The 26562-nt window shown below is 69.6% G+C and carries 26 protein-coding genes; 14 read left to right on the top strand and 12 right to left on the bottom strand.

Features of this window, described 5'->3' with window-relative positions:
- The first annotated feature begins 33 nt into the window (after window positions 1-33).
- Entirely contained in the window at window positions 34-1002 is a 969-nt protein-coding gene (locus tag ACFY1J_RS26760) for a CorA family divalent cation transporter (RefSeq protein ID WP_390732092.1), read from the top strand.
- 111 nt (window positions 1003-1113) lie between these two features.
- Window positions 1114-2949, top strand: coding sequence for a glycoside hydrolase family 15 protein (locus ACFY1J_RS26765; protein WP_390732093.1), 1836 nt, complete (start codon window positions 1114-1116; stop codon window positions 2947-2949).
- Between the two features lie 26 nt (window positions 2950-2975).
- Here the strand turns inward: ACFY1J_RS26765 and ACFY1J_RS26770 are convergent, their stop codons facing one another.
- The 4 genes from ACFY1J_RS26770 to ACFY1J_RS26785 form a co-directional block, all read right to left on the bottom strand.
- Window positions 2976-4019, bottom strand: a complete 1044-nt coding sequence (locus ACFY1J_RS26770; RefSeq protein ID WP_390709500.1) for a cytochrome d ubiquinol oxidase subunit II — start codon at window positions 4017-4019, stop codon at window positions 2976-2978.
- Window positions 4016-5479, bottom strand: a complete 1464-nt coding sequence (locus tag ACFY1J_RS26775) for a cytochrome ubiquinol oxidase subunit I (RefSeq protein WP_390732168.1) — start codon at window positions 5477-5479, stop codon at window positions 4016-4018. The genes ACFY1J_RS26770 and ACFY1J_RS26775 overlap by 4 nt, the downstream gene beginning before the upstream one ends.
- Window positions 5480-5527: 48 nt before the next feature.
- A complete protein-coding gene (locus ACFY1J_RS26780; RefSeq protein ID WP_390732094.1) occupies window positions 5528-6367 on the bottom strand; it encodes an SDR family oxidoreductase in 840 nt (279 codons plus the stop codon).
- Between the two features lie 189 nt (window positions 6368-6556).
- The gene (locus ACFY1J_RS26785; protein WP_390732095.1) at window positions 6557-7471 is read right to left on the bottom strand and encodes a cyclase family protein; all 915 of its coding nucleotides are present in this window, start codon (window positions 7469-7471) and stop codon (window positions 6557-6559) included.
- Between the two features lie 197 nt (window positions 7472-7668).
- Between ACFY1J_RS26785 and ACFY1J_RS26790 the strand changes: the two genes are divergently transcribed.
- Window positions 7669-8601 (top strand): sulfite exporter TauE/SafE family protein, encoded by a 933-nt coding sequence (locus ACFY1J_RS26790; protein ID WP_390732096.1) that lies wholly within the window; start codon window positions 7669-7671, stop codon window positions 8599-8601.
- A 10-nt stretch (window positions 8602-8611) separates the two neighbouring features.
- On the opposite strand, the gene ACFY1J_RS26795 is transcribed toward ACFY1J_RS26790, so the two are convergent.
- Window positions 8612-9745 (bottom strand): acyltransferase family protein, encoded by a 1134-nt coding sequence (locus ACFY1J_RS26795; RefSeq protein ID WP_390709504.1) that lies wholly within the window; start codon window positions 9743-9745, stop codon window positions 8612-8614.
- A gap of 162 nt (window positions 9746-9907) precedes the next feature.
- On the opposite strand from ACFY1J_RS26795, the gene ACFY1J_RS26800 reads away from it, so the two are divergent.
- On the top strand, window positions 9908-10399 hold the full coding sequence (locus ACFY1J_RS26800; protein WP_363295702.1) for a peptidylprolyl isomerase: 492 nt from the start codon (window positions 9908-9910) through the stop codon (window positions 10397-10399).
- A 69-nt stretch (window positions 10400-10468) separates the two neighbouring features.
- Here ACFY1J_RS26800 and ACFY1J_RS26805 read toward each other — a convergent pair whose 3' ends face one another.
- A complete protein-coding gene (locus tag ACFY1J_RS26805) occupies window positions 10469-11041 on the bottom strand; it encodes a hypothetical protein (RefSeq protein ID WP_390709506.1) in 573 nt (190 codons plus the stop codon).
- Between the two features lie 45 nt (window positions 11042-11086).
- Here ACFY1J_RS26805 and ACFY1J_RS26810 point away from each other — a divergent pair, with 45 nt between their 5' ends.
- The 3 genes from ACFY1J_RS26810 to ACFY1J_RS26820 all read left to right on the top strand — a co-directional run bounded on the left by ACFY1J_RS26810 (window position 11087) and on the right by ACFY1J_RS26820 (window position 14568).
- A complete protein-coding gene (locus tag ACFY1J_RS26810) occupies window positions 11087-11506 on the top strand; it encodes a hydrolase (protein WP_390732097.1) in 420 nt (139 codons plus the stop codon).
- Between the two features lie 163 nt (window positions 11507-11669).
- Complete coding sequence (locus tag ACFY1J_RS26815; RefSeq protein WP_390732098.1) at window positions 11670-12896, top strand: esterase/lipase family protein; 1227 nt, start codon at window positions 11670-11672, stop codon at window positions 12894-12896.
- A 118-nt stretch (window positions 12897-13014) separates the two neighbouring features.
- Window positions 13015-14568, top strand: coding sequence for a N,N-dimethylformamidase beta subunit family domain-containing protein (locus ACFY1J_RS26820; RefSeq protein ID WP_390732099.1), 1554 nt, complete (start codon window positions 13015-13017; stop codon window positions 14566-14568).
- On the opposite strand, the gene ACFY1J_RS26825 is transcribed toward ACFY1J_RS26820, so the two are convergent.
- Complete coding sequence (locus ACFY1J_RS26825) at window positions 14569-15576, bottom strand: aminoglycoside phosphotransferase family protein (RefSeq protein ID WP_390709510.1); 1008 nt, start codon at window positions 15574-15576, stop codon at window positions 14569-14571.
- Between the two features lie 436 nt (window positions 15577-16012).
- Here ACFY1J_RS26825 and ACFY1J_RS26830 point away from each other — a divergent pair, with 436 nt between their 5' ends.
- From ACFY1J_RS26830 to ACFY1J_RS26860, 7 genes are all read left to right on the top strand, one after another.
- Window positions 16013-16675, top strand: a complete 663-nt coding sequence (locus ACFY1J_RS26830; protein WP_390732100.1) for a BlaI/MecI/CopY family transcriptional regulator — start codon at window positions 16013-16015, stop codon at window positions 16673-16675.
- A 190-nt stretch (window positions 16676-16865) separates the two neighbouring features.
- Complete coding sequence (locus tag ACFY1J_RS26835; RefSeq protein ID WP_390709512.1) at window positions 16866-18071, top strand: glycosyltransferase family 39 protein; 1206 nt, start codon at window positions 16866-16868, stop codon at window positions 18069-18071.
- A gap of 449 nt (window positions 18072-18520) precedes the next feature.
- On the top strand, window positions 18521-19354 hold the full coding sequence (locus ACFY1J_RS26840; RefSeq protein ID WP_390709513.1) for a CAP domain-containing protein: 834 nt from the start codon (window positions 18521-18523) through the stop codon (window positions 19352-19354).
- Between the two features lie 84 nt (window positions 19355-19438).
- On the top strand, window positions 19439-20470 hold the full coding sequence (locus ACFY1J_RS26845; protein WP_390709514.1) for a permease: 1032 nt from the start codon (window positions 19439-19441) through the stop codon (window positions 20468-20470).
- Entirely contained in the window at window positions 20467-21228 is a 762-nt protein-coding gene (locus tag ACFY1J_RS26850) for a TIGR03943 family putative permease subunit (protein ID WP_390709515.1), read from the top strand. Before ACFY1J_RS26845 ends, ACFY1J_RS26850 begins: the two co-directional genes overlap by 4 nt.
- Window positions 21229-21398: 170 nt before the next feature.
- The gene (locus ACFY1J_RS26855) at window positions 21399-22163 is read left to right on the top strand and encodes a polysaccharide deacetylase family protein (RefSeq protein ID WP_390709516.1); all 765 of its coding nucleotides are present in this window, start codon (window positions 21399-21401) and stop codon (window positions 22161-22163) included.
- 154 nt (window positions 22164-22317) lie between these two features.
- Window positions 22318-23595, top strand: coding sequence for an MFS transporter (locus tag ACFY1J_RS26860; protein WP_390732101.1), 1278 nt, complete (start codon window positions 22318-22320; stop codon window positions 23593-23595).
- Between the two features lie 12 nt (window positions 23596-23607).
- Here the strand turns inward: ACFY1J_RS26860 and ACFY1J_RS26865 are convergent, their stop codons facing one another.
- The 5 genes from ACFY1J_RS26865 to ACFY1J_RS26885 are packed head-to-tail and all read right to left on the bottom strand — an operon-like array spanning window position 23608 to window position 26448.
- On the bottom strand, window positions 23608-24300 hold the full coding sequence (locus tag ACFY1J_RS26865) for a formylglycine-generating enzyme family protein (RefSeq protein WP_390709518.1): 693 nt from the start codon (window positions 24298-24300) through the stop codon (window positions 23608-23610).
- A 29-nt stretch (window positions 24301-24329) separates the two neighbouring features.
- Window positions 24330-24611 (bottom strand): PaaI family thioesterase, encoded by a 282-nt coding sequence (locus ACFY1J_RS26870; RefSeq protein WP_390732102.1) that lies wholly within the window; start codon window positions 24609-24611, stop codon window positions 24330-24332.
- On the bottom strand, window positions 24593-24967 hold the full coding sequence (locus ACFY1J_RS26875) for a hypothetical protein (RefSeq protein ID WP_390732103.1): 375 nt from the start codon (window positions 24965-24967) through the stop codon (window positions 24593-24595). The genes ACFY1J_RS26870 and ACFY1J_RS26875 overlap by 19 nt, the downstream gene beginning before the upstream one ends.
- 46 nt (window positions 24968-25013) lie before the next feature.
- Window positions 25014-26024 carry a zinc-binding dehydrogenase gene (locus ACFY1J_RS26880; protein WP_390732104.1) on the bottom strand — a complete coding sequence of 337 codons (1011 nt, stop codon included), beginning with the start codon at window positions 26022-26024 and terminating at the stop codon, window positions 25014-25016.
- Window positions 26017-26448, bottom strand: a complete 432-nt coding sequence (locus ACFY1J_RS26885; protein ID WP_390732105.1) for a 4-oxalocrotonate tautomerase family protein — start codon at window positions 26446-26448, stop codon at window positions 26017-26019. The genes ACFY1J_RS26880 and ACFY1J_RS26885 overlap by 8 nt, the downstream gene beginning before the upstream one ends.
- Window positions 26449-26562 lie beyond the last annotated feature (114 nt).

The raw sequence follows: 26562 nt of genomic DNA on the forward strand, positions 1-26562 counted from the left end.
CAGTGAGGGGCGATGATCGTATCGGTGGTTTCGATGCCGGAAGGGATCGTCACTCGCACCGACGTGTCGGAGGCACGTGAGCGACTCGCCATGTCCGACTTCCTGCTCGTCGACATCGAACTGCCGGACGGGGAGGTGACCGACGAACAGCCCGTCGCCCACCAGCTCGGCCTGGAGGCCGAGAACATCCACTGGTTCGGCCGGGCCGGCGAACATGCGCGGGCCGACTTCCTCGGGGACATGGCAGGCCTCGTCGTGCCCGTCGTCGCAGGCGTACAGGTCAGTCATTTCCATGCCCTGGTGACCGACCGGCATCTGATCACGGTTCACCAGGGGTCGCCCGGCCCCCTGGACAACCTCGCCGTGCAGCTGCGGTTCGAGAGGCCCTCCGATGCCGTGGCCATGCTGTTCCTGCTGCTCCAGGACGCCTTGGAGACCTTTCGCCGGGCCGCGGTGTCGGACCTGCTGCTGGTGGAGGAGCTGGAGGACGAGATGTTCGAGCGACGGCGTCCCGACCAGGTCTACCGTCTGTCACGACTGCGCCGGCACTCTGCCCTGCTGCATCACTCACTTCTCCCCTACCTTCAGGTGACGGACGAGATCCTCACCCGGCGGATGCTGAGCGGCATCTTCCCGGCGGAGCGTCAGCGCCTCGCCCGTCAGTTTCAGCACGCGGGCAGGCTGGCTCTCGCGGACATCGAGTCCCTCCAGGACGCCAGCCGTCGCGCCTTCGCCAGCTACTCCTCCCTGGTCTCGGGCGAGCAGAACGGAGTGATCAACCGCCTGGCCATCGTCTCGACGATCTTTCTGCCCCTGTCGTTCCTGACCGGGTACTTCGGCATGAACTTCACCTACATGACCGACGAGTTGGAAAGCTCCGTCGTGTTCTGGCTGCTGGCTGTCGGTTTGCAGGTCGCCGTCGTGTTCGTGGCCCTCTACGTCCTGCACCGCACCAGAATCTGGCGACGGCTCCGGGACGACGAGGGGGTGGAGGACCGGTGAGCCGGGCCGGTGCGCGCCTGCTCCGACGGGCCCGAAGCGCCCGCCCGGCTTAGCCTGAACGGGTGGGGGGTCAGGCATCCGGGCACCGTCGCCTGCCGGAAGGGACGCCGTATGGATGACTACCCGATGATCGAGAACCATGGCCTGATCGGGGATCTGCAGACCGCGGCTCTCGTGACCACCGACGGAACGGTCGACTGGTTCTGCTGCCCGCGCATCGACTCACCCAGTGTGTTCGGTGCTCTGCTGGACAAGCGCAGGGGCGGGCACTGCACGGTACGTCCCGCGCACGAAACACACGCCACCAAGCAGCTGTACCTGCCCGACACCGCCGTGCTGGTGACCCGGTTCATGACCGAGGCGGGCGCGGGCGAGGTCGTGGACTTCATGCCGGTGACCGGAACGACGGTCACACCCCGCCATCGCCTGGTCCGCATGGTGCGTTGTGTGCGCGGCACCATGACCTTCGAGGTCGACATCGCCCCACGGTTCGACTACGGCCGCCGGCCCCACAAGGTCGAGCTCACCGACTACGGGGCGGTCTTCGCGTCGGACGGGCTGGAGCTGACCGTCCACACGGTCCACGAACCGGACGACGCGCGAGTGCCCACGACGGTCAGTGGGGAGAACGACCTGCACCTGTCCGTGACGCTGCAGGCGGGCCAGCAGCGCGGCTTCGTCATCGAGTCGGCCGCCGACGGCCCGCCCCGGCAGATCCGGGTGGCGGAGTTCCAGCAGCTCTTCGAGGACACCATCCGGTTCTGGCGGACGTGGCTCAGCCAATCGCGGTACACCGGCCGGTGGCGGGAGATGCTGGAACGCTCAGCGGTGACGCTGAAACTGATGACCTACGCGCCCAGCGGCGGACTGGTGGCCGCGCCCACCGCCGCCCTGCCGGAGCAGTTGGGCGGCGAACGCAACTGGGACTACCGGTTCACCTGGATCCGCGACGCCGCCTTCTCCGTGTACGCCCTGCTGGGCATGGGGTTCGTCGACGAGGCGAGGGCATTCATCGACTGGCTGGCCGACCGGGCCCAGGACAAGGCGGGCTGCGACAGCGGCACCGGACCGCTGAACATCATGTACCGGGTCGACGGCTCGGCCGACCTCGACGAGGAGATCCTGGATCACTGGGAGGGCTACGAGGGGTCCGGTCCGGTGCGCATCGGCAACGGCGCGGCGACACAGTTGCAACTGGACATCTACGGGGAGGCGATGGACAGCATCTCCTTCGCGCACCGGCACGGCTTCCACCTCGGGCACCGGGGCTGGAACTCCATGCTCACCGTCCTCGACTGGCTCGCCGACAACTGGAACCAGGCCGAAGAGGGCGTGTGGGAGACGCGCGGCGGCCGCCAGAACTTCACCTACGGGCGGGTGATGTCCTGGGTCGCGTTCGACCGCGCCCTGCGGCTCGCGCAGGAGAACGGCAGACCGGCGGCGACCGACCGCTGGAGCACCGCCCGGGACCAGATCTACGACCAGGTCTGGACGAAGGGCTGGAACGACGAGCGCGCGGCCTTCGTCCAGCACTACGGAAGCGAAGTCCTGGACTCCTCGCTGCTGCGCATGCCGACCGTCGGCTTCCTCACGCCCGGGGACCCGGCGTGGGCCACGACCATGGACGCGATGCAACAGGAACTGGTCAGCGACAGCCTGGTCTACCGGTACAACCCGGAGGCCTCGCCCGACGGACTGCGGGGCTCCGAGGGCACCTTCTCGCTGTGCACGTTCCTGTACGTCGACGCGCTGGCGCGAGCGGGCCGCCTGGACCACGCCCGGCTGGTCCTGGAGAAGATGCTCGGGTACGCCAACCATCTGGGCCTGTACTCCGAGGAGATCGATCCGACCGGCCGCCAACTGGGCAACTTCCCCCAGGCCTTCACGCACTTGGCGCTCATCGACGCGGCCATCACCCTCGACAGCGCCCTCAACGCCCGGAGTTAGGCGCTGCGGGGCTCCGGCCCCCTGCGTCAGGCGTCGTCATCCGCACGGCCGCGCAGATCGGCGTCGGTGAGGGGTTCGAGAGCGCCATGGGTGTCCAGCCAGTACAGGTAGGCGACGGCGGGGAAGACCAGCACCACGGCCACGACGGTGACCAGCATCAGCCAGCGCAGTGTGGTCGTGGCTCCCGCGCCGTCGGCGACGGTCAGCGAGACCGGGATGAGATACGGCCGCTGCGCCAGGCCCCAGGCGAAGACCCCCGCGGCCACCGCGACGACGGCCGAACTGCGGGACCACCGGGCCTCGGCCGTACCCAGGAGCAACCAGCCCGTGACGAGTGCGGCCACGACCGCCAGGACGACCAGGGCGAGCCCGACTCCGTGCGTGAGGCCGTGCCACACATGGGGCGCGTCGCCGTGGGTGACGAACAGCATGACCACTGTCAGTACGGCGACGGCGGCGAGGGCGAAGAGCGCACGCCGCCGGAAATGGCCGTCGAGGTCCGGTGCGCCGAAGCGGCGGGCGTCCCCGGCCAGGAACACCGCGCCGAGGAACGCGGTCATGGCGATGGCGAGCAGCCCGAACAGGAGGGAGGTGGGGTTGGCCCAGTTGGCCACCGAAGCCGCGGTGCCCGGGGAGACCCGGCCGGAGGCGATCCCGCCCACGGCCGTGCCCAGGAAGAACGGCGTGAGGAGCGAGGCGATCGCGAACACGGCGCCGTACAGGCGTCGCCCGGCCAGCCGGCGGGCCGGCTTGCGCAGGGCGAAGCCCGCGCCGCGCAGCACGATGCCCACGACGGCGAGCGCCAGGGGCAACCACATCGCGACGAACACGGTACGGAAGAAGACCGGGAACCCGGTCCACATGATGACCAGGACGAAGATCAGCCAGACGTTGTTGACCTCCCACACGGGCGCCATGGCGTGGTCGATCAGCCACCGGGGACGTTTGCCTCGCTCGGCTCCGCCCGCGGTCAGATCCCAGAAGCCGGCCCCGTAGTCGGTGCCGCCGGCGCAGGCGTAGGCGGCGATCGCGAGCAGCAGGACCAGGGCGACGACACCGGCGGCGGTCATGAGCGGTCCTCCCCGCCGGCGGAGGCTCCCGGCCCCGGGGCGGGGCCGCTGCCCACGAGGGCGGAGCGGGGGCCGTAGGGATTGTCCGTCTCCGGTGCACCCCGCCCCGCCGTGTCCGAAGCGTCGGCGAGCCGCCAGCGGGTGCGCATCTTCAGCAGGACGACGAGGAAGGAGCCGAACACGAACACATAGACGAGGACGACCAGGGCGAACATGGTCCACAGAGCGGGAGCACGCGTCGCGGTGACCGCATCGGCGACCCGCATGTACTGGTAGACGATCCACGGCTGGCGGCCCACCTCGGTGGTGATCCAGCCGCACTCCACCGCGAGCACGGAGGCCACGCCCGCGCATGCCGCGCCCCGGTAGAACCAGACGGAGGCGGGCGCTCGGCGGCGGCGCAGCCACACCAGGCCGTACCAGAGCGCGAGCAGGAGCAGCAGGGAGCCGATGCCGACCATGGTGTCGAAGGCGAAGTGCGTGATGGTGGCCTGGGTGGCGGTGGGCCGGGCATCGGCCGGCACCGAGGTCAGGCCGGTCACCTGGGTGTCCGGGCGGAAGCCGGCGAGGATGGAGTCGAGTTGGGGGACCTTGATGCCGCCGGAGATGGAGCCGTCGGGGTGCAGTCGGCCGTACAGGTACTCCGGCACATGGGTGTCGGTCTTCCAGACGATCTCCATCGCGGCGAACTTCACCGGCTGCTTGTGGAAGACCTGCCGGGCGATGGAGTCGCCCAGCATGAACTGGACCGGTGTGCACACCGCGGCGAGGGTGAAGGGGACGGTGAATCCGAGCCGGTGGTACCGGTCGCGGCGCCCGCGCAGCCACCCCATGGCGTAGACGCCCGCCACGACATAGCCCGCGGTCATCAGCATGGCGACCACGAAGTGCCAGTACTCCGGTCCGAAGATGGGTGTGAAGACGGCCTTGCGGATGTCCACGCCGGTGGGGTTGCCCGCGGAGTCGAGGACGAAGCCCCGCGGCGTGTTCATCCAGGCGTTGGCCGCCAGGATGCCGAAGGCGCCGAGCAGGGCGGCGGCCGGCAGGGGCAGTCCGAGCAGGAAGTGAGTACGGGTGGGCAGCCTGCGCCAGCCGTAGAGGTAGATGGCGATGAGGACGGCCTCCAGGAAGAAGGCCCAGGCCTCGACGCCGAACCCGAGGCCGAAGACATCGCCCCACCGGCCCATCATGCCCGGCCACAGCAGTCCGAACTCGAAGGACAGCACGGTCCCGGTGACGATGCCGATGGCGAACTGCACCGCCATGACCGCCGACCAGCGCCGGGCCAGCAGCAGCGCGGTGGGGTCGTCACGGCGCAGGCCGTAGCCGTGCATGATGAGGGTGATGAGCGGCAGCGCCACGCCCAGGGGCACCAGGATGATGTGCGCGGCGAGCGTGAACGCCATCTGCGATCGGGCCGGCAGCATCTGGGGTGGTGGGTCCGCCAGCAGGTGGATCATGGTGTGCACAGGTGTCCCCCCGGGGGCCGACAGGGATGTGAGGGTCGGTCAGCCGCCGGTGGCGAAGCCCGGGAAGAGGGTCATGCCGCCGTCCACGTAGAGAGTGGCTCCCACGACGTAGTCCATGAGGTCGGAGGCGAGGCCGACGGCGGCGTGGGCGATGTCCTCGGGCTCTCCGACACGGTTGTAGGGGATGAGCTGCAGCAGGTCGCGTTCGGCTTCCGGAGTCTCCCAGGCCTGACGGTTGATCGGTGTCTTGATGGCCCCGGGCGCGAGCGCGTTGACGCGGATCTTCTTCGGCGCGAGTTCCTGGGCCAGGGTCTGCATCATCATCAGCACGCCGCCCTTGGAGCTGGCGTAGTTGACGTGCCCGGCCCACGGAATGATCTGGTGCACCGAGCTCATGCAGATGATCTTGCCCGCCGAACGTGACACCTCGGGGACCACGCCGCGGCGCAGGAACTCCTTGGTCGCCTCGCGGGCGCACAGGAACTGCCCGGTGAGATTGACGTCCAGCACCTTCCGCCACTGAGCGAGGGTCATCTCCGTGATCGGGGCGTCCCGTTGCAGCCCGGCGTTGGCGACGAGGATGTCGATCGTCCCGAACTCCTCGACCATCCGGTCCGTCATGGCGACGACCTGGTCCTCCTGGGACACGTCCGCCTCGTAGGCCGCCGCCCTCACGCCCATCGCCTTGATCTTGTCGACGACCTGCTCGGCATCCTCGCGGCCGGCCACGTAATTGACGACGACATCGCACCCGGCCCGGCCCAGTCCGATGGCGGTCGCCTTGCCGATGCCCGAGTTGGCTCCTGTGACCAGCGCCTTCTGTCCCTTGAGCAGATTGGCGGGGATCACGCTCCGCGACGTGCCTTCGGTGGAACTCACGATCGACAGCCTCCTCCGCTGCGGGACCCCGGGCCGGCCGTACCACCGCCCGCGCAGGTCGAAGGACACGGAATCACCGCGGCGGCCGAGCGCCGCGCGTGACGCCTTGGTCTTACGCCGCCCGGCTGATCATCTTCGCCCACCCGGACGCCCGCCGCGCGTCGGCGCCCGGCCGCGCGCCGGCCGGGGTCACAGGACGGCGATCGGATTCACCGGGGAACCCGTGGCCCCGGGCAGCCGCAGGGGGGCGATCGCGCAGAGGAAGGACCAGCGGCCGGCGCTTTCGCAGGCCGGGGCCAGTTCCTCGAACTGGAGGTAGTCCAGCAGATAGATCCCCAGCGCGTGGATCGCCAGCACATGTACGGGGAAACCGATCCCGTCGACGGCGCTGGGGGCGGTGTCGTTGTTCCCGTCCCCGCCCAGCACCGCGACCTCGCGGTCGGCCAGGAACCGTACGGCCGTCGGATGGAGTCCCGCGCGCGCCTCGGCCACGTTCCACGCCCCCAGCTCCAGCCGCCTGAGCCGGTGACCGACCCGGACGAACAGCAGGTCTCCCGGCCCGACCCGGACGCCCTGTGCCTCCTCGGCGGCGGTCAGATCCTCCCGGGTCACATGGTCGCCGGGTTCCAGCCAGGGCACTCCGCGCAGCCTGGGCACGTCCAGGAGCACACCCCGCCCGACGATGCCGTTGCGAACGAGGTCCACGGACAGCGCGCCGGCCCCGTCCGGAGTCAGGGTGTGGGCCGAGACCCCGCCGAAGAGTTCACCGTCGACGATCACATGGCACAGTGCGTCCAGATGGCTGTCCGCGTCTTGGTGGACGTTCATCGCGAGCCGGTCGCGGGCGAAGTGCAGGCCGGGCGCGTCGAGGTCGCCGGCGGCCGGCCCGGTCATGCGGTGGTCGGCGGGCTCGGGGCTGTCCGGTCCCCGGTGTGTCTCGATGGGGGCGGCGAGCGACAGCGTGCGCCCCGAACGGACCTCGGCCGCGGCCGCCCTCACGCGCTCGGGCGTCAGATGACGCAGGGACCCGCCCGGCGGGCCGCTGACGGGCCGTGTGTCGGCGCTCAGCCGCTCGTACAGCGCCCGGAACGCCGCTTCACTCATGTGCGGAGCGGACGGGGACCCGGAGGCGGCACAGGGAGGCATGCTGCCCTCCTCGCTGTCGGATGGCGGCTGTCGCGGTCGGGTGGCGGCCGGTCCGCCCACGGCACCCCGGCCCATTGCAGCACGCGGCGTGCGCGATCGCAGCCCGGACCTCATTCCATACCTTTCCCATAGGAAAACTGCGTACGGTTCACGGCATGGATCTCAACGGCCCGATCGTCCTCGCGGGTGCCCTGGTGGGCTTCGCGGTGGGACTCACCGGCATGGGCGGCGGCGCCCTCATGACACCGATCATGGTCATGGTGTTCGGGGTGAACCCCACCGCGGCCATCGGCAGCGACCTGGCCGCGTCGGTGTTCATGAAGCCGTTCGGCGCCCTGGTGCACCAGCGGGCCGGCACGGTCCGCCGGGACATCGTCCGTCGGCTGTTGCCCGGCGCCGTACCGGCCGCGTTCGGCGGCGTCTTCCTGCTGCGGGTGCTGGGCGACGGCGACGTACTCCAGCAACGCGTCGAGTACCTCGTCGGTACGGCGCTCATGGTCGCCGTCGCCGGCATGCTCGTCCGCCTCTGGCTGGACCGCCGCCGCGCCGCCACGGACGTCGAGGACGCGCATGTTCCCGTACGACCCGTGGCAACCCTCCTGATCGGCGTCGTGGGCGGCCTCGTCGTGGGGATGACCTCGGTCGGCTCGGGCTCCCTGATCATCGTGATGCTGATGCTGGCCCACCCCCGCCTCAAGGCCAACCACCTCGTGGGCACGGACCTGGTGCAGGCCATCCCCATGGTGTCCGCCGCGGCCCTCGGACACCTCCTCGTCGGGGACGCGGACCCCGGGCTCGCGGCGACCCTCCTGATCGGTGCGATTCCCGGGGTCGTCCTGGGCGCCCTCGTATCCAGCCGGGTCGCCGGCCCGGCGGTGCGCTGGGCCCTGGTGGTGCTGCTGACCGGATCCGGACTGGCGATGCTGAGGGCGTCGTCCACGGTCGCCATGTTCGCCTGCCTCGCCATGGCGGCCCTCGGCGCGTTCGCCACGGCGCGCGGCCGGACGCCGGCACGCACGACGAGCACGACGAGCACAACCGAGGAACCGCGGGCCGAAAAGTCGCAGACCGAGCAAGCCTCCGTGTGAACAAGAACCGTCAGCGGACCGCCACACCGGGGGCTCGGGCCGCTCCCGTGGCCTCGCCCCTGAACGCGGGCTCCATCTCCGGCTCCATCGTGAACCTGAACACGCGCCGCACGGGCGGCGTGCACAGGACGGTCACCACCGCAGCGGCCACGACGGTGACCGTGGCCACACCCAGCGGACGGTGCACCCACGCCGGGTCGTACCAGCCCCAGAACTTCGATCCCTGGGCGAGGAACCCGTGCAGCAGATAGCCGTAGAGCGTTCCCGCGCCCAGCACGGTGAACCACATCCGGCGCCCCGGCACCCATGCCAGGAAGCAGGCCACCAGGACCACCGAACAACCGAAGGAGGCCAGCGTCATGACGGGCCCGTACCAGTCCGGCGCCCCGAGTTCCGCCGCGCTGTCCCGGTGGTAGAACCAGGCCTGGGTCATCCGCGGCACCAGCCAGTACGACACGGCGAGCGCGCCGGCGAAGACGGGTACGGCCACGATGCGCACCGGCCGGCGGCGCACGAGCCGGAAGTGCTCGGGCTTCAGACACAGGCCCAGGACGAAGTACGGCAGGAACTGCAGGACCCGCTGCAGGTCGAGGTCGTTGCCGATGGACGGCGCGAGGGTGCCCAGCATGGCGAGGACGAGCGCGAGCGGCAGCGGCCGGCGCACGAGCTTCCAGATCGGTGTGGTCAGCCGCCAGATGAACAGCGCGGCCAGGAACCAGGTCAGATACAGGGGGTCCAGCAGGCTGATCTCGCGGTCCGGGACGCCGTCGGTCCACCGTGTGAAGTAGGTGTACGCCGTCTCGAAGACGACGTACGGGACGGCAACGCCCGTGATCAGCCGCCTGATCCGCGCGGGGCTCGCGTCGAAACCGCGCGAGAAGTAACCGGAGATGACGATGAACGCCGGCATGTGGAAGGCGTAGACGAACATGTAGAGCGCGCTGACGGTCCGGCTGCCGTCGCGCAGCGGTTCCCAGGCGTGGCCCATCGCCACCAGCACGATCGCGAGGTATTTCGCATTGTCGAAGAACGCGTCGCGCGTGGGTCCGGGCGACGGGACCCGTGCCTCCTCGGCACTGCGCGACGGCAGCGCGTCGTTCACGATTCCTTCCTGGCGGTACCCGGACAGACCAGAACACCTCATTACGCAGTTGCCGGCGGCGGTGGCGAAGCTCGCGGTGGCGAAGTTCTTCAGGCGCGACTCACCCGCAGGACGCTGCGTAAACATCGGCCGCCACGACCGTGACCCGGGCCACACGCCGAGCCTGTGCGGACGGGCTCGCGGCTTGGCGATATGTTGATCTCCATGAGCGACAACGTGTACTTCGACATCACCATCGACGACCAGCCGGCCGGCCGGATCGTGTTCAACCTCTTCGACGACGTGGTGCCCCGGACCACCAAGAACTTCCGGGAGCTGGCCACGGGTCAGCACGGCTTCGGCTACGCCGGTTCCGGTTTCCACCGGGTCATCCCCGAGTTCATGCTGCAGGGCGGCGACTTCACCGCGGGCAACGGCACCGGTGGCAAGAGCATCTACGGTGAGAAGTTCGCGGACGAGAACTTCACCCTCAAGCACGACCGTCCGTACCTGCTGAGCATGGCGAACGCGGGCCCGAACACCAACGGCTCGCAGTTCTTCATCACCACGATCGTGACGAGTTGGCTGGACGGCAAGCACGTGGTCTTCGGCGAGGTCGTCGAGGGCAAGGACATCGTCGACCAGATCGAGAAGCTCGGCAGCCAGAGCGGCCGCCCCAAGGCTTCGGTCAAGATCGCGGCCAGCGGCACGGTCTGACCGCCCGCCCCCAGTGAAGGGCGGCGCCACTCCCGGCGCCGCCCGTCGCGAAGGAGGCCCTGCACGCCTTTACGGTTGGACGTCTCCGGGGTGAAGCCCGTACTCCGCAAGCCATCCGAGCAGCTCCTGGCGCGAGGTCCGCACGAGGCGTCCGCCGGTGAAGCGGTCGTCGTCGGTCACCTCCACCCGGCACGCGGCCGGCGGCACGAAGGACAGTGCGTCCTCGTCACTGCCGAACTCGGCCTCGGCGAGCACCAAGCCCCGGAGCTCGCCGTCGAAGACGTCGATGCCCAACGGGGGCACGCTGAGACGGGTCTTGGACAGGACCCGGGCGGGCAGGGTGGAGAGCACGTCGCACTCGGCCGGCGTCAGATACGTATTGGTGATCAGGCCCTGGACCGCGCCCGGCCCGGAGACCGGGACCTTCTGAGTGAGTTTGATCTCGCGGCGGCCGTCGGCGAATTCCGCGCGCCGCAACCTCAAGCGCGTACCGTCCAGGTACCGGTCGCTGATCACGCAAGTAACCGTCACCGCCGCCGCGTCCGGCGGACCGGCCAGCAGAAACCGTCGCTCCCTCTCGACCCGCGCGTACTTACCTGCGCGAACCGCCCGGCCGTCGAACCCGCCCGACTTGTCTCTCACAGGGCCAGCATCCCAGCAGGTCTGCCTGGACAGCATGATGGGTTGATGGACCCACTGCTCGACCAACTCCCCTCTGCCTTCTGGACCGTGCCCTACCGCGGCTCCCGGTTTCCGGGTTCGCCTTCTGTGGTCGCTCGTCCCGGGTTGGCGATGGGCGCCAACTGCCAACTGTTCGCGTACGAGGTTCTGCGGCACTTCGGCTTCGCTCCCCCGGCCCTGCGATCGAGTGAGCTGTGGGCCGATACGGAAGCCACGGTTCGTGTGGCGGTTGCTCAGCCACTCGATCTGCTGCTGTTCAACGCCGGCGACGACGCCTACGGCGCCCACGTAGGGCTCTGGGTGGACGAGGGACGGGTGTTGCACCTGTGCGCGGAGGCAGGCCGCCCGGCAGTCTGGGAGATGACGGAGTTCGCCGCGCGGCCGCGCTACCAGGTGCTGATCGGCATCAAGCGGGTGAGGGCGTAGGAGACGAGCGCCTGCCTCCCCGTTGCCTCCATTCGAATGAAGATCCGAGCGGCGCATGGCCGGGCCTGTGGCCGATGTGCTGATGATGTTCGGTCTTCGCGCCTTCCGCAGTCATCCAGCCCATTCCGACGGGCTGCTGTGCCCCGCGCGAATTCGGAAGGAGATGGCTGTGTCCGACCAACAGGACGAGAAGGCGGAGCAGAGCGTCGGAGCGTTCACGCTCGCCGATCCGCTGAGCTCCGCGCCGCCGGTCCCGCTGCCGTATCCGGTCCCGGAGCCGGACGAGGAGTGGCAGTTGCCGCACGGCTTCGCGCATGTCTTCTACGGCGAGCGCAACCGCGGCATCACACGACCGGTGATCATGGCCGACGGGTTCAACCTCGGCAGGAGCGACCTGAAGTGGCTGTACGCCGGCCTCGACCGTGACTATCCCTTCCTGAGCGAACTGCGCCGCCGCGGCCGTGACGTCATCCTGGTGGGCTTCGACGAGCGCACCGCCTCGATCATGACCAACGCCGAGACCGCGATCGCCGCCATCCTGCGGACCCAGGCCGAGCAAATGGGCGGCGCGTCGCTGACGGTGGGCGGCTTCAGCATGGGCGGCATGATCACCCGCTTCGCGCTCGCCAAGCTGGAAACGCAGCGCATGGACCACCGCACCCGGTTGTACTTCTCGTACGACAGCCCGCACCGCGGCGGCGTCGTACCGATCGGCCTCCAGGCGTTCTCGCACTTCATCCCGGTCCCGAACGACTTCGCCCGGCAGATGAACAGCCCGGCCGCCCGGCAGATGCTCTGGCGGCACTACGACCCGATGACCGGCCAGATCGGGATCGCGCCGGAGCGCAAGGAGTTCCTCAGGATGATGGAGGAGCTCGGTGGCTGGCCGCGCATCCCCCGCATCCTCGCGCTCGCCAACGGCCGCGGCGACGGCACGGGCCTCGCGATCCCGCCGGGCGAGACGGCGCTCAAGGTCGAGAGGATCTACCCCGGCACCACCTTCTACAGCCACGCGCAGGGCAAGGAGGTCGTCGTAGCCGAGCTGAAGCGGCGGTTCCCCGCAGCCGAGAAGACGGTGAAGACGAGCGGCTTCCCCGAGCTGGACGGCGCCCCCGGCGGCACCCTCCGCTCCTACGGCATCCTCGCCGACATGCTGAAGAAGTTCGGCGCCCAGGTCGACCTGCGCCACGAGGAGGTCTGCTTCGTGCCCTCCGTCAGCGCGGTCGCCATCCGCGACATCGACCAGCAGAAGGACCTGTACGCGGACATCGACAGCCTCGACCCGTCGGAGAGCGAGGTCGACGACTTCATCTGCTCCTCGACGACGACGGCGCACACCGCCATCACCGAGGAACTGTGCGGGTGGCTGCTGGACCGGCTGCCCGACTGAAGCACCGGGCCTCCCGAAGCGGGCCGTCTCACACAAGCACCGCCTCCTTCGTCCCCGGTTGCGGGGGTGCACAGCTGTCGCAACGCTGGGAGCGGCAGTCCGGGGGTGAGGAGGCGGTGTGGCTCCAGCACGGAACCCGGCACACGGCGCCGAGCCCGGCATATCGCGCCGACGGCTCCTGTGTCTGTGCGCGGGCGTGGGCCTCGGCGCGGCCGCCTGCGAGCATGTGCCCGGCCCTCGCCCGCCCGGCGCCGACGACGGCAGTCACCTGCCGGAAGCGGAACGCGATGCCGCGGGTACCCCCGATTGGCGGATCGTTTCCCTGGGCCCACCCGACGCGATAGCGGGGTACGCCGATCGGGTGAGTGTGACACCGGGACAGGAGTTCGGGCTGTTCGTGTCGACGACGGCAGCCTCCTTCCGGGTGTCGGCGTTCCGCGTGGGCTGGTACGGCGGTGCGCTGGCCCGGCGTATGTGGACCTCGCCCCCGATACGCGGCCGCGTCCAGCAGGCCCCGCAGATCGCGCCCGAGACCTGCACCGTCCACACGAACTGGCGGCGCACCCTGGCCCTCGACACCGCGAGTTGGCCGGAGGGCGCGTACTTGCTCCGGCTGGACGCGGCCACCGGACACCAGCGCTATGTGCCTCTGATCGTGCGCTCGGTGCGGGGAACGGGGCGCACGGTACTGCTTCACGCCCCGGCCACCTGGCAGGCCTACAACCGGTGGGGCGGGTCGAGCCTGTACGCCGGTGCGACAGGGTCGTACGAGACCCGGTCCCTGGCGGTGAGCTTCGACCGGCCCTATGACATGGACGGGGCCGCGAAGTTCCGCGTGTACGAGTGGGCCGCGGTCGTGCTGGCGGAGCGACTGGGCATACCGCTCGCCTACAGCACCGGCCTCGACGTCCATGCCGACCCGACGGTGCTGGACGGCGCCGCCGCCGTCGTATGTCTCGGGCACGACGAATACTGGACACCCCAGCAGCGCGCACATGTCACACAGGCCCGTGACGCGGGCACCAATGTCGCGTTCCTCGGTGCCAACACATGTTTCCGGAGGATCCGGCTCGAGCCCGGCCGGGGCGCGGACGACCGCACCGTGGTCTGCTACAAGTCCGCCTACCGCGCCGACCCCTGCTATCCCGGGCAACCGGCCCTCGTCACCACGGACTTCCGTACCGCGCCGGCCCCGGATCCCGAGTCATCCCTCACCGGAGTGCTCTACGAGGGCTACCCGGTGGACGCGCCCTACGTCGTCCACTCCGCCGGCCACTGGCTCCACGAGGGCACCGGAGTGCGCGCCGGTGACGCCTTTCCGCACCTGGTGGGCGTCGAGTACGACCGGGTCATGCCCGGCGCCGGCACTCCGCGGCTCCTGGAGATCACCGCGCACTCGCCGCTCGTGTGCGCGGGCCGCCCGAGCCACAGCGACTCGGCGTACTACACCGTCCCCAGCGGAGCGGGTGTGTTCGCATCCGGCACCATGCGCTGGGTGGAGGCGCTGGTGGCGGGCACCGGCGAACTCGGCCGCGACCACGGCATGGACGCCCGCACTCGCGCCTTCGTCACCCGCACGACGGAGAACCTCCTACGTGCCTTCGCCGAGGGCCCTACCGCCCGACACCGTCCGCCCCCCAGTCCCAACGCCCTTGATCTGTACCCGATTTGACTAGATCGGTGGGTCGTTGGAGAGCTCCAGCAGCCAGCGGACGCCTTCCGTGGCACCGAGGGCGTCGGCGGCCGCCGACGCGGCGGGAAACAGGCGGCCCCAGGAGCAGGCACGGCCGAGTGCACCGAGTCGCCAGGCAAGACTCACCGCACGTCGTAGGTCCGCGGTTGTCCGGCCGGTGCCCTTCCACGGTTCCAGATAGGCGTCTCGCAGGCGCGGCAGTACGCCGTGCCCGTATCGCTCGCAGGCCGTGCGAGCAGGGACCAGCAGGCTGCAGAAGGGATGGGAGACGGCGGCGTCGCCCCAGTCGAAGAAGGTGAAGCGGCCCGGTTGTGGGTGGAACAGCTGGCCGTCGTGCAGGTCCGAGTGGTCGAGGGTGTCCTCGATGCCGAGGGCCGCCAGCTCCGCGCACCAGTCCACCAGGCGTGGCCTGAGGTCATCGAGTCTTCTGCGGTCGTCCGGCTGCAGTGTTGAGTTCTCCGCGACCAGTCTGTCGAAGACGTCGGGCAGGGAGGTGGTGCGTTCGCCGGGGACACCCAGCTGTTCGATCTCCTGTGTGTAGGGGGTCAGGGCGTGCTGCATGTCCGCGTACTGGCCGAGGAATGCTTCCCACGTGCTGGGCTCGACCGGCTCTCTTTCGAGGACGCTCCTGAAGAGTTCGCCTCCGTCGGGCAGCAGCGACCAACCACGATCGGCGTCGACGGCGAGCGGCTCCAGTACATGTTCCGGCACCCATCGCGCCAACGCCGCGGTGAGCGGGCCCTCGAAGGCGCTGGCCGGTGGGTTCGCCTTGAACCAGACGGCATCACGCCTCTGGACGGACACCCGCACCAGGACGGACCAGGGCCGCAGCCGTACCCTCAAGTCACCGGTCACGCGCAGGCCGTGTGCGGCCAGCTCACCCTCCACCCAGCCGAGGGCCGCGTACCGCCAGGACTCCTCTTCCCAGGGTGTTACCGCGCCCTGATACTGACCCCGGTCCACGACCACTGATGACTCATGTCGCATCGCGCCATCTCAGCATCACCCGCACCAGGTGACCACCGCTTTTCTCCCCACGGAGTCGTTGGAGCAACTCTTCGACCGAGCAGCAAGTGTTCCCACTGATTCGTTCAGGATGTGTGTCGCCTGAATTGGCCGATCCAGGAGCCCGAGGGGGGCTTTTTGTGCGATGCGCCGACAACTGCCTTTCAAATAAGTTGAGTTGGCAACATGGTCGCAGAGGCAACGCATGCGGCGATGGCATGTTCAGTGCTGTGCCCCCAGTTGAGCCAGGAAGGATCACGGGAGCAACAACTTGCTCCGTACCATGTCTCAAGGCAGGGTGTCTGACCACAGATGCGGCCCGGCACCCGGGAGCACCAGCCGAGGCAGTGCCTTCACGTCCGGCGGCCGCCGCGGTAGGTCCTGGTACACAACCGGGAACCGAGGAAGGGTGAACAGCATGTCCGAGAGTACGGTCCCCGTCACCGAGCTGGCGTCGCAGTACATTGCCCAGGTCACCGGTGACCTTGAGCGCAACATGAAGGAGCAGGAGCGCATCGGCACGGAAGTCGCCGCGCTCCAGGAGCAGTTGGCAGTTCTGCAGCACGACCACACGGTGCTGGCGAACATGCACCAGGCACTCGGTGTCGAGGCCGGTGCTCCGGCGGTGACCGACACGGCGCCCGACAATGCCGCTGTGCCTTCTCCCCGGCAGAAGTCCGCCGCCGAGTCCGCACCGAGCAAGCCGGCGCGGACGCGTAAGTCCGCCGCCTCAGCGGGCCGCACATCACCCCGGAAGCAGGCCGCCAAGAAGAAGCCGGCCGCCGGGGCAGCCTCGCCCGCCCCGTCGACCCAGCCGACCCTGGTCGAACTCGTCCGCCGCCACCTCTGCGAGCAGAGCGAGCCCCGCTCCGCCGCGGAAGTCACCACCGCACTGGATCAGGCGCATCCCGAGCGGAGCATCAAGACCACCGTCGTGCGGACGACGCTGGAGGGTCTCGTGGCCAAGAACCACGCCCAGCGCACCAAGCAGGGCACGTCGGTCTTCTACACGGCGAGCGAGGCATCGGAGAAGAGCCCGGCTGCGGAGGCCGAGAAGCCTTCCGAGGCCGTCGACAGCTGAGCCGACGACAGGGCGGCCGATACAGGGCCGGACGCAGTGGGGGGAGAGGGCAGGCGTACGGTCGTACGCTCGCCCCTCCCCCAGCCGCGCACAAGTTGTCCGATCCGCGCATCCCTGCATTCCGGTATGAGTAGGGAAAGAAGCGCGATTCCCGATTGCACCTTTGGCGGCGTATGCCCAAGGTCGGAGGGTGAGCACGTCTTCCGTTCCCCGGTCCGGTCGCGCCGCCCAGGACAAGCCCGGCCGCCGCGCCACGGCCCGGCGGCCATGGCACGACGCACCCCACGGCCTGCTCCGGGCCCTGGTGCTGTTCATGGCAGTCCGCCTCGCCGGGGCCGCGGTGATGGTCGCGATGAACCACCTGACTCATCGCCCACTGGTGAAGAGCCTGGCTCACTCCTGGGACTCGGACTGGTACCTGCACATCGCCGCGCACGGCTACGGGACCCGCATCTGGATCATGCCGTCGGGCGCAGTGCAGACCGACTGGGCCTTCTTTCCGCTCTACCCCGGACTCATCAGGGCCGTGATGACAGTTCTGCCGCTCACACCGGGAGAGGCCGCGCTGCTGGTCGCCTGGACCGCCGCGGTCGTGGCCGCATGGGGCATCTACACGATCGGCCACGATCTCTACGGACGCGGGGTCGCCACCGCGCTCGTCGCGCTGTGGGCCGTAGTGCCGCACTCGGTCGTGCTGGGCATCGCGTACACCGAGTCCGTCTTCTCCGCCCTCGCCGCCTGGTCGCTGTACTGCGCCCTGAAGGGCCGCTGGCTGTGGGCCGGGGCGCTCGCCGCCCTCGCGGGACTGTCCCGCCCCAGTGGCTTCGCGGTCGCCGTGGCCGTGGCCGCCGCGGGGGTCCATGAAGCGATCAGACGGCGCGGCCGCGTCCGTCCCGGTGTGTGGGTCGCCGTGGTCCTGGGTCCGCTGGGCTGGATCGGCTATGTCCTGTGGGTGGGCGAGCAGACGGGCGATCTCCTGCGGGGTTACTTCAATGTGCAGGACGCGTGGACCTCGCGCTTCGACTTCGGGGTCGAATCCCTTCGCTTCCTCAGGGCGCTGTTCCTCCACGGCGGGCGCTTCGTCTACCCCACGGCCCTGGTGATCGTCGTCATCGGCGTTCTGCTGTTCGGTCTGCTGTGCCTGGACCGTGCGCCGCTGCCGCTGGTGGTCTTCGCCGGCGTCCTCGTCCTGCTCGTCCTGGGTGCCTCGGGTTCGTTCTCGTCGAAGCCGCGCTTCCTGGTTCCGGCGTTCCCGTTGCTCATTCCCTGCGCACGTGCGCTGGTCCGGGCATGGCGTGCACGACCTGCGCAGGCCCTGCTGGTGGGGGGCACGCTGACCGCGGTGTCCCTGCTGTACGGGGCTTACCTGACGACCGTCGCGCACTCTCCGCTCTGAGCGGGGACGCCACGGGCCGCACGTCGGTTCATCGCGCCATTTCCTGTGGTTCCGTGACATCCATCACAGGTTGTCCGGGAACTAGCCGGGTCGGATAGTAGACGGCGCTCCGGCGACATATGGGATTTGTCCGTCTTGACATGGGCGAACATCATGTCTGGATTCGCGGCATTCCGTCCCCACGGCACTTTCGCCCGTTCTGTGGATACAGAGGGTTTCTGACGAAGCGTCATGGAATCGCGACGACCGCAGGGTCCGATCCAGCACGCCCCCACCCCCATGACAAGGATTGCCGAAGCTACGAGGCGACCTAGTACCGGAGCCCTTTGCGCTCTGTGTAAACGGCTCCTAAGAATGACGATCCGCAGGGCATCGCCGCAGTTCAGTGGCGGGTCTGTACAGAGCCAGCCGCACAAGGAGCGCTCGGCGATTACCGGGTGAGGTCACACATGGGTAAGCATCGCAAAAGCACTCAATACCGGCGAATAGTCATCGCTGCCGTTGCCATGGGCGCCGTGGGCGTACCGTCCGTCGCCATGGCCTGCACCGACTGGAACGACGGCGGGAGATCCCACCGCCCCAGCCATCGGGAGACCGAGGCCAAGGGTTGGTGGAAGAACGCCGACTGGGGTCGCCCCTGGAACGGCTACCCGGACCGGACCGGCCAGGCCACCCCGGCACCCGCCAAGGCGCCGAGCGCCTCCGCGAGCCCCACGCAGACCACACCGCCGAAGCCGAAGGCCGTCGCCTCCAGGCACACGGCGAAGGCCACCGTGCCCTCCCGCACGGTGCGGACCACCGCCCCCAGGGCCAAGGTCACCACCGCTCCCAGCGCCCCCAAGGCCACCACCACCGCGCCCGCGACCCCCGCCACGCCGAGCACCCCGAAGACCACGGCCACCGCGTCCGGGGTCGTCGCCCGCATCGTGCAGCTCGTGAACGCCGAGCGTGCCAAGGTGGGCTGCTCGGCGCTGACGCTCAACGCGACCCTCAGCAAGGCTGCGCAGGCACACAGCGACGACATGGCCGCCCACCAGAACATGTCGCACACCGGGTCCGACGGCTCCTCCCCCGGCGACCGGATCACCCGCGCCGGCTACACGTGGAGCGCCTACGGCGAGAACGTCGCGTACGGCTACTCGACTCCGGAGCAGGTCATGGCCGGCTGGATGGCCAGCCCCGGCCACAAGGCCAACATCCTCAACTGCTCGTTCAAGGAGATCGGTGTCGGTCTCGCGCAGCCCAACAGCTTCTGGACCCAGGACTTCGGAACGGCGCGATAGGCACCGTCCCCGGCCCCGGCCGAATTCCTGAGTGCACCCGGCTTCCACTATGTTCGGTCTGAACATCAGACGTACGGAGCCGGTGTGCAGACCACAGACGAACTGGCGGAGGAGGCGGCCGCCGCAGGCCGCTCCGAGGTCGAGGAAGCACCTTCGGGTGAATTGCCCCGATTTTGGCCACTCCTGTTGGTGGCGGCGGCCGTCCTTCCCGGCGCGGCGCTCGTCCTCCTCGGCCAGTCGATCAGCAAACCGGCCCTCCAGGCATGGCAGACCGTCTGTCTGTCCGTCACCGTCCAGGCACTGCCGTTCCTGCTCCTCGGGACGGCTCTGTCCGGAGCCATCAACGCCTTCGTCCCGGCGAGGGTGTTCCACCGCATCCTGCCCAAGCGGCCCGTGTTCGCCGTCCCCGTCGCCGGGGCCGCGGGGGTCGTCCTGCCCGGCTGCGAATGCGCGTCGGTGCCTGTCGCCAACAGTCTGATCGGCCGGGGTGTCACCCCGGCCGCCGCCTTCGCGTTCCTGCTCTCTGCGCCCGCGATCAACCCGGTCGTGCTGACCGCCACGGCCATCGCCTTCCCCGGCCGTCCCGCCATGGTGCTGGCCCGGCTGCTGGCCTCGCTCGCCACCGCCACCGTGATGGGCTGGCTGTGGCTCTGGCTCGGCCGCGCCGAGTGGCTCAAGCCGACCGTACGGCACACCGGGCACCACCCCGGGCACAGCCGCTGGAGCGAGTTCCGGCGCGCCTTCCAGCACGACTTCCTGCATGCGGGCGGCTTCCTGGTCGTCGGGGCCATGGCGGCGGCCACCTTCAACGTGGCCGTGCCGCCCTCCGTGCTCGACACGTTCTCCTCGTCGCCCTGGCTGTCGGTGCTGTTCCTGGCCGCGCTCGCCATCCTGCTCGCGGTGTGCTCCGAGGCCGACGCGTTCGTCGCGTCCTCCCTCACCGGCTTCTCGCCGCTCGCCCGGCTGACGTTCATGGTGGTGGGCCCGATGGTCGACCTGAAGCTGATCGCCCTGCAGGCGGGCACCTTCGGCCGCGCCTTCGCGTTCCGCTTCTCCGCGGCGACGACCGCCGTCGCCATCCTGTGCAGCGCGCTGATCGGAGGCATCCTGCTGTGAAGCGGCCCATCCAGGCGATCCTGCTCGTCCTCAGCGGCCTCGGCCTGCTGCACATCTCGCTCTTCACCGACCTGTGCCTGAGGTACGTCAAGGAAGGCATGCGACCGATGCTGGTCGCATCGGGCGCGGTGCTGCTGATACTCGGCGTCGCGGAGGCGTGGAACCAGCTCCGGCCGGGCCGAAGCAACGAAGGCACACCCCACCACGACCACACCCACGACGACACCGGTCACGGACACGACCACTCCGCCGTGCCCCGCGTCGCCTGGCTGTTGCTGCTGCCCGCGCTGAGCCTGCTCTTCTACGCCCCACCGGCTCTCGGCGCCTACACCGCCGCCCGCCAGGCCCCCAAGGCCGTACCGGAACAGGCGCACTTCGACCCGCTGCCCACGGCCTCGCCCCTCCCGATGACCCTCACGGACTTCACCACCCGCGTGCAGCAGGACCGCAAGCAGGCCATCAAGGGGCGCAGCATCCAGATGACCGGCTTCGTCACCCCCGACAAGCAGGCGGGCAGCTGGTATCTGACCCGGATCATCCTCACCTGCTGTGCGGCGGACGCGCAGTCCATCAAGATACGGATCCACGGGCGCCCGGCCCTGCCCCCCAACACATGGGTGAGCGTCACCGGAACATGGCACCCGGGCGGGACGCTGGGCACGAAGTCCGCACCGGTCGCCCTCGACGCCCGTACCGTCAAGAAGATCACCCGGCCGTCCAACGGCTACACGGACAATCTTCCCTTCCCCGCTCCCTGACGGGCGGCGGGAGTCGGTCATTCGCCTTGCCGGCCAGGCGAGTTCCGGGGGTCTGTCGCGGAACGTCCGCGGAATTGTCCGTGATCTGTAACAGCGGGATCCCCTGGTCGGCTTACTCCGTCCTGACAGGTGATCGGGATCCCAACGACACGGCAAGGAACGAGGCGGACATGGCGCGGCATGGCGGGCGGGGATGGTACGGCCGGGTGCTCGGGGCAGCGGTCGGAGTGACTGCGCTGGCCGCAGCCACCTCGGTATGGACCGCGCAGGCCGGTTCCGTCGGCGGGCACTCGGGAGCGAAACCCTCCTCGCAGGGCCGCGCGGCGGCACCGGTGTCGGTGGAGATCGCCCATGCCTCGGACCGCGGTGCCCAGGGTGTCAACATCACCATCGACGACGGTCCGGACCCGGTCTGGACGCCTCAGGTGCTGCAAGTGCTGAAGGACAACGGCGTGAAGGCCACGTTCTGCATGGTGGGCACCCAGGCCCAGGCCCACCCGGACCTGGTCAAGGCCGTGGTGGCGGCCGGGCACCGGCTGTGCGACCACACGGTGTCCCACGACACCACCATGGACAAGAAGTCGGACGCCTACCAGTCGCAGCAGATCATGGACGCCGAGCGCATGATCACCAAGGCGTCCGGTGGTGTACGGCCGCTCTACTACCGTGCCCCGGGCGGCGCCTTCACCCCGTACAGCCGGAAACTCGCAGCCTCCCACGGCATGCGCCCGCTCGGCTGGAACGTGGACTCCAAGGACTTCGAGCGCCCCGGCACGGCCGCCCTCGTCTCCACCGTCAAGAGCGAGATATCCAACGGCCCGACCGTCCTCTTCCACGACGCGGGCGGGGACCGCTCCCAGACCGTGGCGGCCCTGCGCGAGGTACTGCCGTGGCTGAAGCAGCAGGGCTACTCCTTCGGTTTCCCGGTCCGTTGAGCGCATGACCGGTTGTTGAGCGCATAACCGATTGCCGTGCGGACCCTGCCCCCGGTACGGTCCGCACATGTTCACCACGCCCCGTGTCTCTTAGCTCGGACACCAGCTTCAACGCCACCCTTGTGTCCTAGAGCTGTTACGGAGCGTAACTCCCATGAAAACTCGGCGCGGTTCCGGCCTGTTCCGGAACCGGGACTTCTCGCTGCTGCTGAGCGGCCAGCTGATCTCCTCCATCGGCGACCAGGCCCAGTCCATGGCCCTGCCGCTGACCGTGCTGGCCCTCACCGGGTCGGCCGGCCGAGCCGGGCTCGTCCTGGGCCTCGGCACGATTTCCTACCTGGTGTTCGGGCTCGTCGCCGGCGCCCTCGTCGACCGGTGGGACCGCAAGACCACCATGATCTGGTGCGAGTTGGGCCGGACCGTTCTCACCGCCGGCGTCGCCGCGGCGCTGTGGTCAGACACGCTGACGATGGCCCAGCTGTACGCGACGGCCGTGCTCGGCGGAATCCTGACCACGCTCTTCCAGGTGGCGAACACCGCCGCACTGCCCAATGTGGTCGGCCCTCGGCAGTTGTCCGCCGCGCTCGGCCGCTCACAGTCCGCCGCCGGTGCGGTGGGCATCTTCGGGGCCCCGCTCGCCGGTGTGCTCTACGCCCTCGGGCGAACCGTGCCGTACGCCGTCAACGCCGTGTCCTTCGCGGTGTCCGCGGCGTCGCTGCGTCTGATGCGTGCCCGGTTCCAGGTGGACCGGCAGGCGGCGCGGACGAAGGTCCGGGTCACCACCGAGATCCGTGAGGGGCTCGGTTGGCTGTGGCGCCGGCCCGTCATCCGCTTCCTGACTCTGGTGTCGGCGGCCGACAAGGTGCGCTACGGCGCCGGGTATCTGCTGATCATCACCCTCGCCCGGCAACTCGGCGCCTCACCCCTGTGGATCGGCGTCGTCTTCAGCGGCGCGGCACTCGGCGCGATGGCGGGGGCACTGGTCTCGGACCGGGCCACAAGGCGGTTCCCGCTCGGACTGATCGCGGTGGTGATGCTCTGGCTGGAGGCACTCATGTTCCCGCTGTACGCGCTCGCACCCGATCCGCTGACACTGGCGGCGGTCGCGGCGGCCGAGTCATTGGTCGCTCCCGTGTACATGGTGGCCATGACGACTCACCAACTCGCCATCACCCCTGATGAGTTGCGCGGCCGGACCACGAGTGCGGTCTCGACGCTCACCACGGGCGCCCTGTCGATCGGTACGCTCGCCGGCGGTGCGCTGATCACCGCCGTGGGCGCCAAGACCCTGGTGTGGCTGTGCGGGGCATGGCTGCTCGTCCTGGCGGTCCTCACCACCTCCAACAGGGCCGTACGCCAGGCACCACCGGCAGGCACGACCGCGCCGCACGAGGCCACTCTCGCGATCGAAACCACGGACGCGACCCACTGAGCGGTGCCCGCGTCAGGACCGTGCGTCACCCTCCGGCAGCCTGGAACGTGCCACGCGGAACCCGACGTCGTCGACGCGGAACGTGGGGTGGCTGCGGCGCCTCACGGAGGCTCGGCAGCTCCAGTGCTCATCGAACCAGCCACCGCCGCGCAGTACCCGGTAACTGCCGTAGACCTGGGCGTCGTAGATGTCCCAGCACCACTCCCACACGTCACCGAGCATGTCGTAAAGGCCCCATGGATTGGGGCCCTTGCGGCCCACCTCGTGGATCCGCTCGTGCGAGTTGCCGCGGTACCAGGCGATGTCGTCGAGGGGTCCATAACGCGGTCCCGCCGTACCGGCCCGGCAGGCGTGCTCCCACTCCGCCTCGGTCGGCAGCCGGTACCCGTCGGAGGACGCGTCCCACTCGATGTCCTCGCCGTGGGGCGGCAAGCGGTACGCCGGCGTGAGCCCTTCCCGTTGGGACAGCGCGTTGCAGAACCGCACCGCGTCCCACCAGGAGACGCCCTCGACGGGCAACCGGTCCCCCGTGGAGGTGCTCGGCCGAAGATCGGTGATCCGCGCGTACAACTCCTGAGTGACGGGGTGGGCCCCGATCTCGTACGCCGGGACGCCGACCGCCCAACTGCGCTGCGTCCGCCGGTCCGACAGCGTGACCTGCCCCGACGGAACGGCGACCATCTTGTGCTCGGCTGTCGCGTTCATGGAGAGACGATCTTACCGGTGGGGTGTTCTCACGATCCTTCGCGCAGGCTCGGGAAGAGGGTGCCTGCGCGGTCGGGGTCGGGTTTTACGAAGACGCCGCTCGCGGTGACCGCGGTGGTGGGGGGATCCGTCTCCGTGGTGATCGAGCCGTCCACGAAGATCTCTCGGCCGTCGGTCCGCGCGACGCGGGCCACGACGCGCAGGGGTGTCAACACCGGTACGGGCCGGTGGTGGTTCACGTCGAGGGAGATGGTCATGGCAGGCATGCCGGCAGCGGCGCGGGCCCAGCCCATCAGTTCGTCGAGCAGCATGACACACATACCGCATGCCGTCGCCGGCCGGTGTCACCCGCATGGGCGGGGCAAGCGGGCTGCCTTGCCCCGGTGACGGGGCTGTACATGCGTACTCCGCCGGGGAACTCGTCCACGGCCGGAATCTCCGCGCGTGTGCGCCGATCCCCGGTCAACTGCCCCTTGAGGCGCCGGACTTCGTCCGCGACTCGGTACAGGGTCTGCGCCGGTGCGGCGGTACGCGCGGTGAGGTCGACCAGCGCCCGCAGTTCATGGCCGAGTGCGGCGATCGCCGCCCGCTGGAGTGCGAGGTCCTCTTCCTCCGGTCGTGCGTGTGGGGCGTTCGTCGTGATCGGGTCGGTCACGGGGGTGCTCATCGGCTTTCTCGTCGGGGCTCGGCGGGCGGAGACCGGGCGCGGCCGGTCAGCCTTCGGTGCGCACGAAGACGGGCTTGAGGTGCTTCTCCGGGAGGGCGTCGGGGAGTTGTTCCCAGTCGATGACATGGGAGACGACCCGGGCGGGGTCGACCGTGCCGGAGCCGGCGAGTTCGAGGGCGTCGGGGATGTGTGCGCGTACGTTGTCGCGGGCGATGCGCAGGGTGACGCCGGTGAGGTACATGTCGAGCAGGGGCAGTTCGCCGGGGCGGAAGTGGTTGCCTGCGGACTCGCAGAAGCCTTCCGGTGTCAGGGACTTGAGGGCGAAGGCGAGCTGGTCGACGCGGCCGGTGGCCTCGACGGCGAGGTCGAAGCCCTGGTGGACGGGTTCGACGGCCTCGGCGGTACGGGCGCCGTAGCTCTCGGCGATCTCACGGTGGTGCGGGTCGGGGTCGACGTACAGGACGTCGGAGGCGCCCAGCGCGCGGGCGATGTCGCACACGTACAGGCCGATGCTCCCACGGGCGACGACCAGGACGCGCGCTCCGGGGCGGGCCTTCAGGTGCGGGGCGGTCAGCCGCCAGGACAGGGACCAGTTGTCGCTGGCGGAGGCCATGGCGACCGGGTCGAGGCCGCTCGGCAGCGGCACCAGCATGGCGTCCGCCCAGGGGACGCGGACGAGGTCGGAGAAGAGTCCGCCCCAACTGCCGCCGATGGGTGCGCCGTACATGGCCATGTGCGGCACCGAGGTGCAGTGCGCGGTCAGTCCGGCACGGCAGGCGTCGCAGGTGCCGCAGTTGATGGACCAGGGCACGACGACCAGGTCACCGGGGGTCACGCCGGTGACCGCGGCGCCGGTCTCCACGACCTTCGCCACGCACTCGTGGCCGAGGGCGAAGGGCGGGTCGATGAAGCCGTGTCCGGCCAGGATGGCCGAGTCCACGTCGCAGGGGGTCGCGGCGACCGGGGCGACGATCGCCTCCTGGTCGGACTGGAGCTCGGGGTCGGGCGCCTCGCGCCACTCGACACTGTGCCGTCCGACATAGGTCAGTTCACGCATCGTTGCGCCGGCCCTTCGCGAGGGCGACCAGGTCCGTGTGGCGGATGACGGAGCCACCCGCGCCCCAGGTGCCGTCGGCCTGCTCGTGCACCAGCACCCACACGCGCAGTGCCTCGTCCGGGCCGAGGCCGGCGGCGTTCAGGACGGTGTGGGTCACCTCCTCGACCAGGCCCGCCCTGCGCCGCTCGGACAGCGCCCCTTCCGGCACCGTGACGTCCACGAGGAACCGCGGCGCGTCGTCCTCCGCCGTGACCTGCGCGCCCTCGGGCAGCTCAACGAGGTAGCTCCACGCCTGGGACCGGAAGAAGGCCGTGTCGGGCGCGCCCTCCCAGCGGAGCAGCACGGCGGCGAGGTCCCGCTGGACACTGCGGCGGCCTTGTTCGGTCAGGGAACCGACCGGGCTGGTGAGCCGGATCATGGGCATGGCAATACCTCGCTTCGGGTGACGACCGACGCGGCTTATGACGGTCGTTATAGACGAGTGCCACGGTAGACTATGACGATCGTTATAGCCAGCGGGTGGGGATGGGGGTACGGG

The organism is Streptomyces sp. NPDC001406, assembly GCF_042895285.1.
Classification (GTDB): domain Bacteria; phylum Actinomycetota; class Actinomycetes; order Streptomycetales; family Streptomycetaceae; genus Streptomyces.

Bases quoted from the DNA above. Each gene is read 5' to 3' on its own strand.
- ACFY1J_RS26825 (WP_390709510.1), bottom strand. From the start codon at position 15,576: ATGCGACATGAGTCATCAGTGGTCGTGGACCGGGGTCAGTATCAGGGC.
- ACFY1J_RS26880 (WP_390732104.1), bottom strand. From the start codon at position 26,024: ATGCGTGAACTGACCTATGTCGGACGGCACAGTGTCGAGTGGCGCGAG.
- ACFY1J_RS26855 (WP_390709516.1), top strand. From the start codon at position 21,399: ATGGCGCGGCATGGCGGGCGGGGATGGTACGGCCGGGTGCTCGGGGCA.
- ACFY1J_RS26830 (WP_390732100.1), top strand. From the start codon at position 16,013: ATGTCCGAGAGTACGGTCCCCGTCACCGAGCTGGCGTCGCAGTACATT.
- ACFY1J_RS26790 (WP_390732096.1), top strand. From the start codon at position 7,669: ATGGATCTCAACGGCCCGATCGTCCTCGCGGGTGCCCTGGTGGGCTTC.
- ACFY1J_RS26875 (WP_390732103.1), bottom strand. From the start codon at position 24,967: ATGAGCACCCCCGTGACCGACCCGATCACGACGAACGCCCCACACGCA.
- ACFY1J_RS26870 (WP_390732102.1), bottom strand. From the start codon at position 24,611: ATGCTGCTCGACGAACTGATGGGCTGGGCCCGCGCCGCTGCCGGCATG.
- ACFY1J_RS26765 (WP_390732093.1), top strand. From the start codon at position 1,114: ATGGATGACTACCCGATGATCGAGAACCATGGCCTGATCGGGGATCTG.
- ACFY1J_RS26770 (WP_390709500.1), bottom strand. From the start codon at position 4,019: ATGACCGCCGCCGGTGTCGTCGCCCTGGTCCTGCTGCTCGCGATCGCC.
- ACFY1J_RS26810 (WP_390732097.1), top strand. From the start codon at position 11,087: ATGGACCCACTGCTCGACCAACTCCCCTCTGCCTTCTGGACCGTGCCC.
- ACFY1J_RS26885 (WP_390732105.1), bottom strand. From the start codon at position 26,448: ATGCCCATGATCCGGCTCACCAGCCCGGTCGGTTCCCTGACCGAACAA.
- ACFY1J_RS26800 (WP_363295702.1), top strand. From the start codon at position 9,908: ATGAGCGACAACGTGTACTTCGACATCACCATCGACGACCAGCCGGCC.
- ACFY1J_RS26840 (WP_390709513.1), top strand. From the start codon at position 18,521: ATGGGTAAGCATCGCAAAAGCACTCAATACCGGCGAATAGTCATCGCT.
- ACFY1J_RS26760 (WP_390732092.1), top strand. From the start codon at position 34: ATGCCGGAAGGGATCGTCACTCGCACCGACGTGTCGGAGGCACGTGAG.
- ACFY1J_RS26865 (WP_390709518.1), bottom strand. From the start codon at position 24,300: ATGAACGCGACAGCCGAGCACAAGATGGTCGCCGTTCCGTCGGGGCAG.
- ACFY1J_RS26795 (WP_390709504.1), bottom strand. From the start codon at position 9,745: ATGAGGTGTTCTGGTCTGTCCGGGTACCGCCAGGAAGGAATCGTGAAC.
- ACFY1J_RS26785 (WP_390732095.1), bottom strand. From the start codon at position 7,471: ATGAGTGAAGCGGCGTTCCGGGCGCTGTACGAGCGGCTGAGCGCCGAC.
- ACFY1J_RS26775 (WP_390732168.1), bottom strand. From the start codon at position 5,479: ATGATCCACCTGCTGGCGGACCCACCACCCCAGATGCTGCCGGCCCGA.
- ACFY1J_RS26860 (WP_390732101.1), top strand. From the start codon at position 22,318: ATGAAAACTCGGCGCGGTTCCGGCCTGTTCCGGAACCGGGACTTCTCG.
- ACFY1J_RS26815 (WP_390732098.1), top strand. From the start codon at position 11,670: ATGGCTGTGTCCGACCAACAGGACGAGAAGGCGGAGCAGAGCGTCGGA.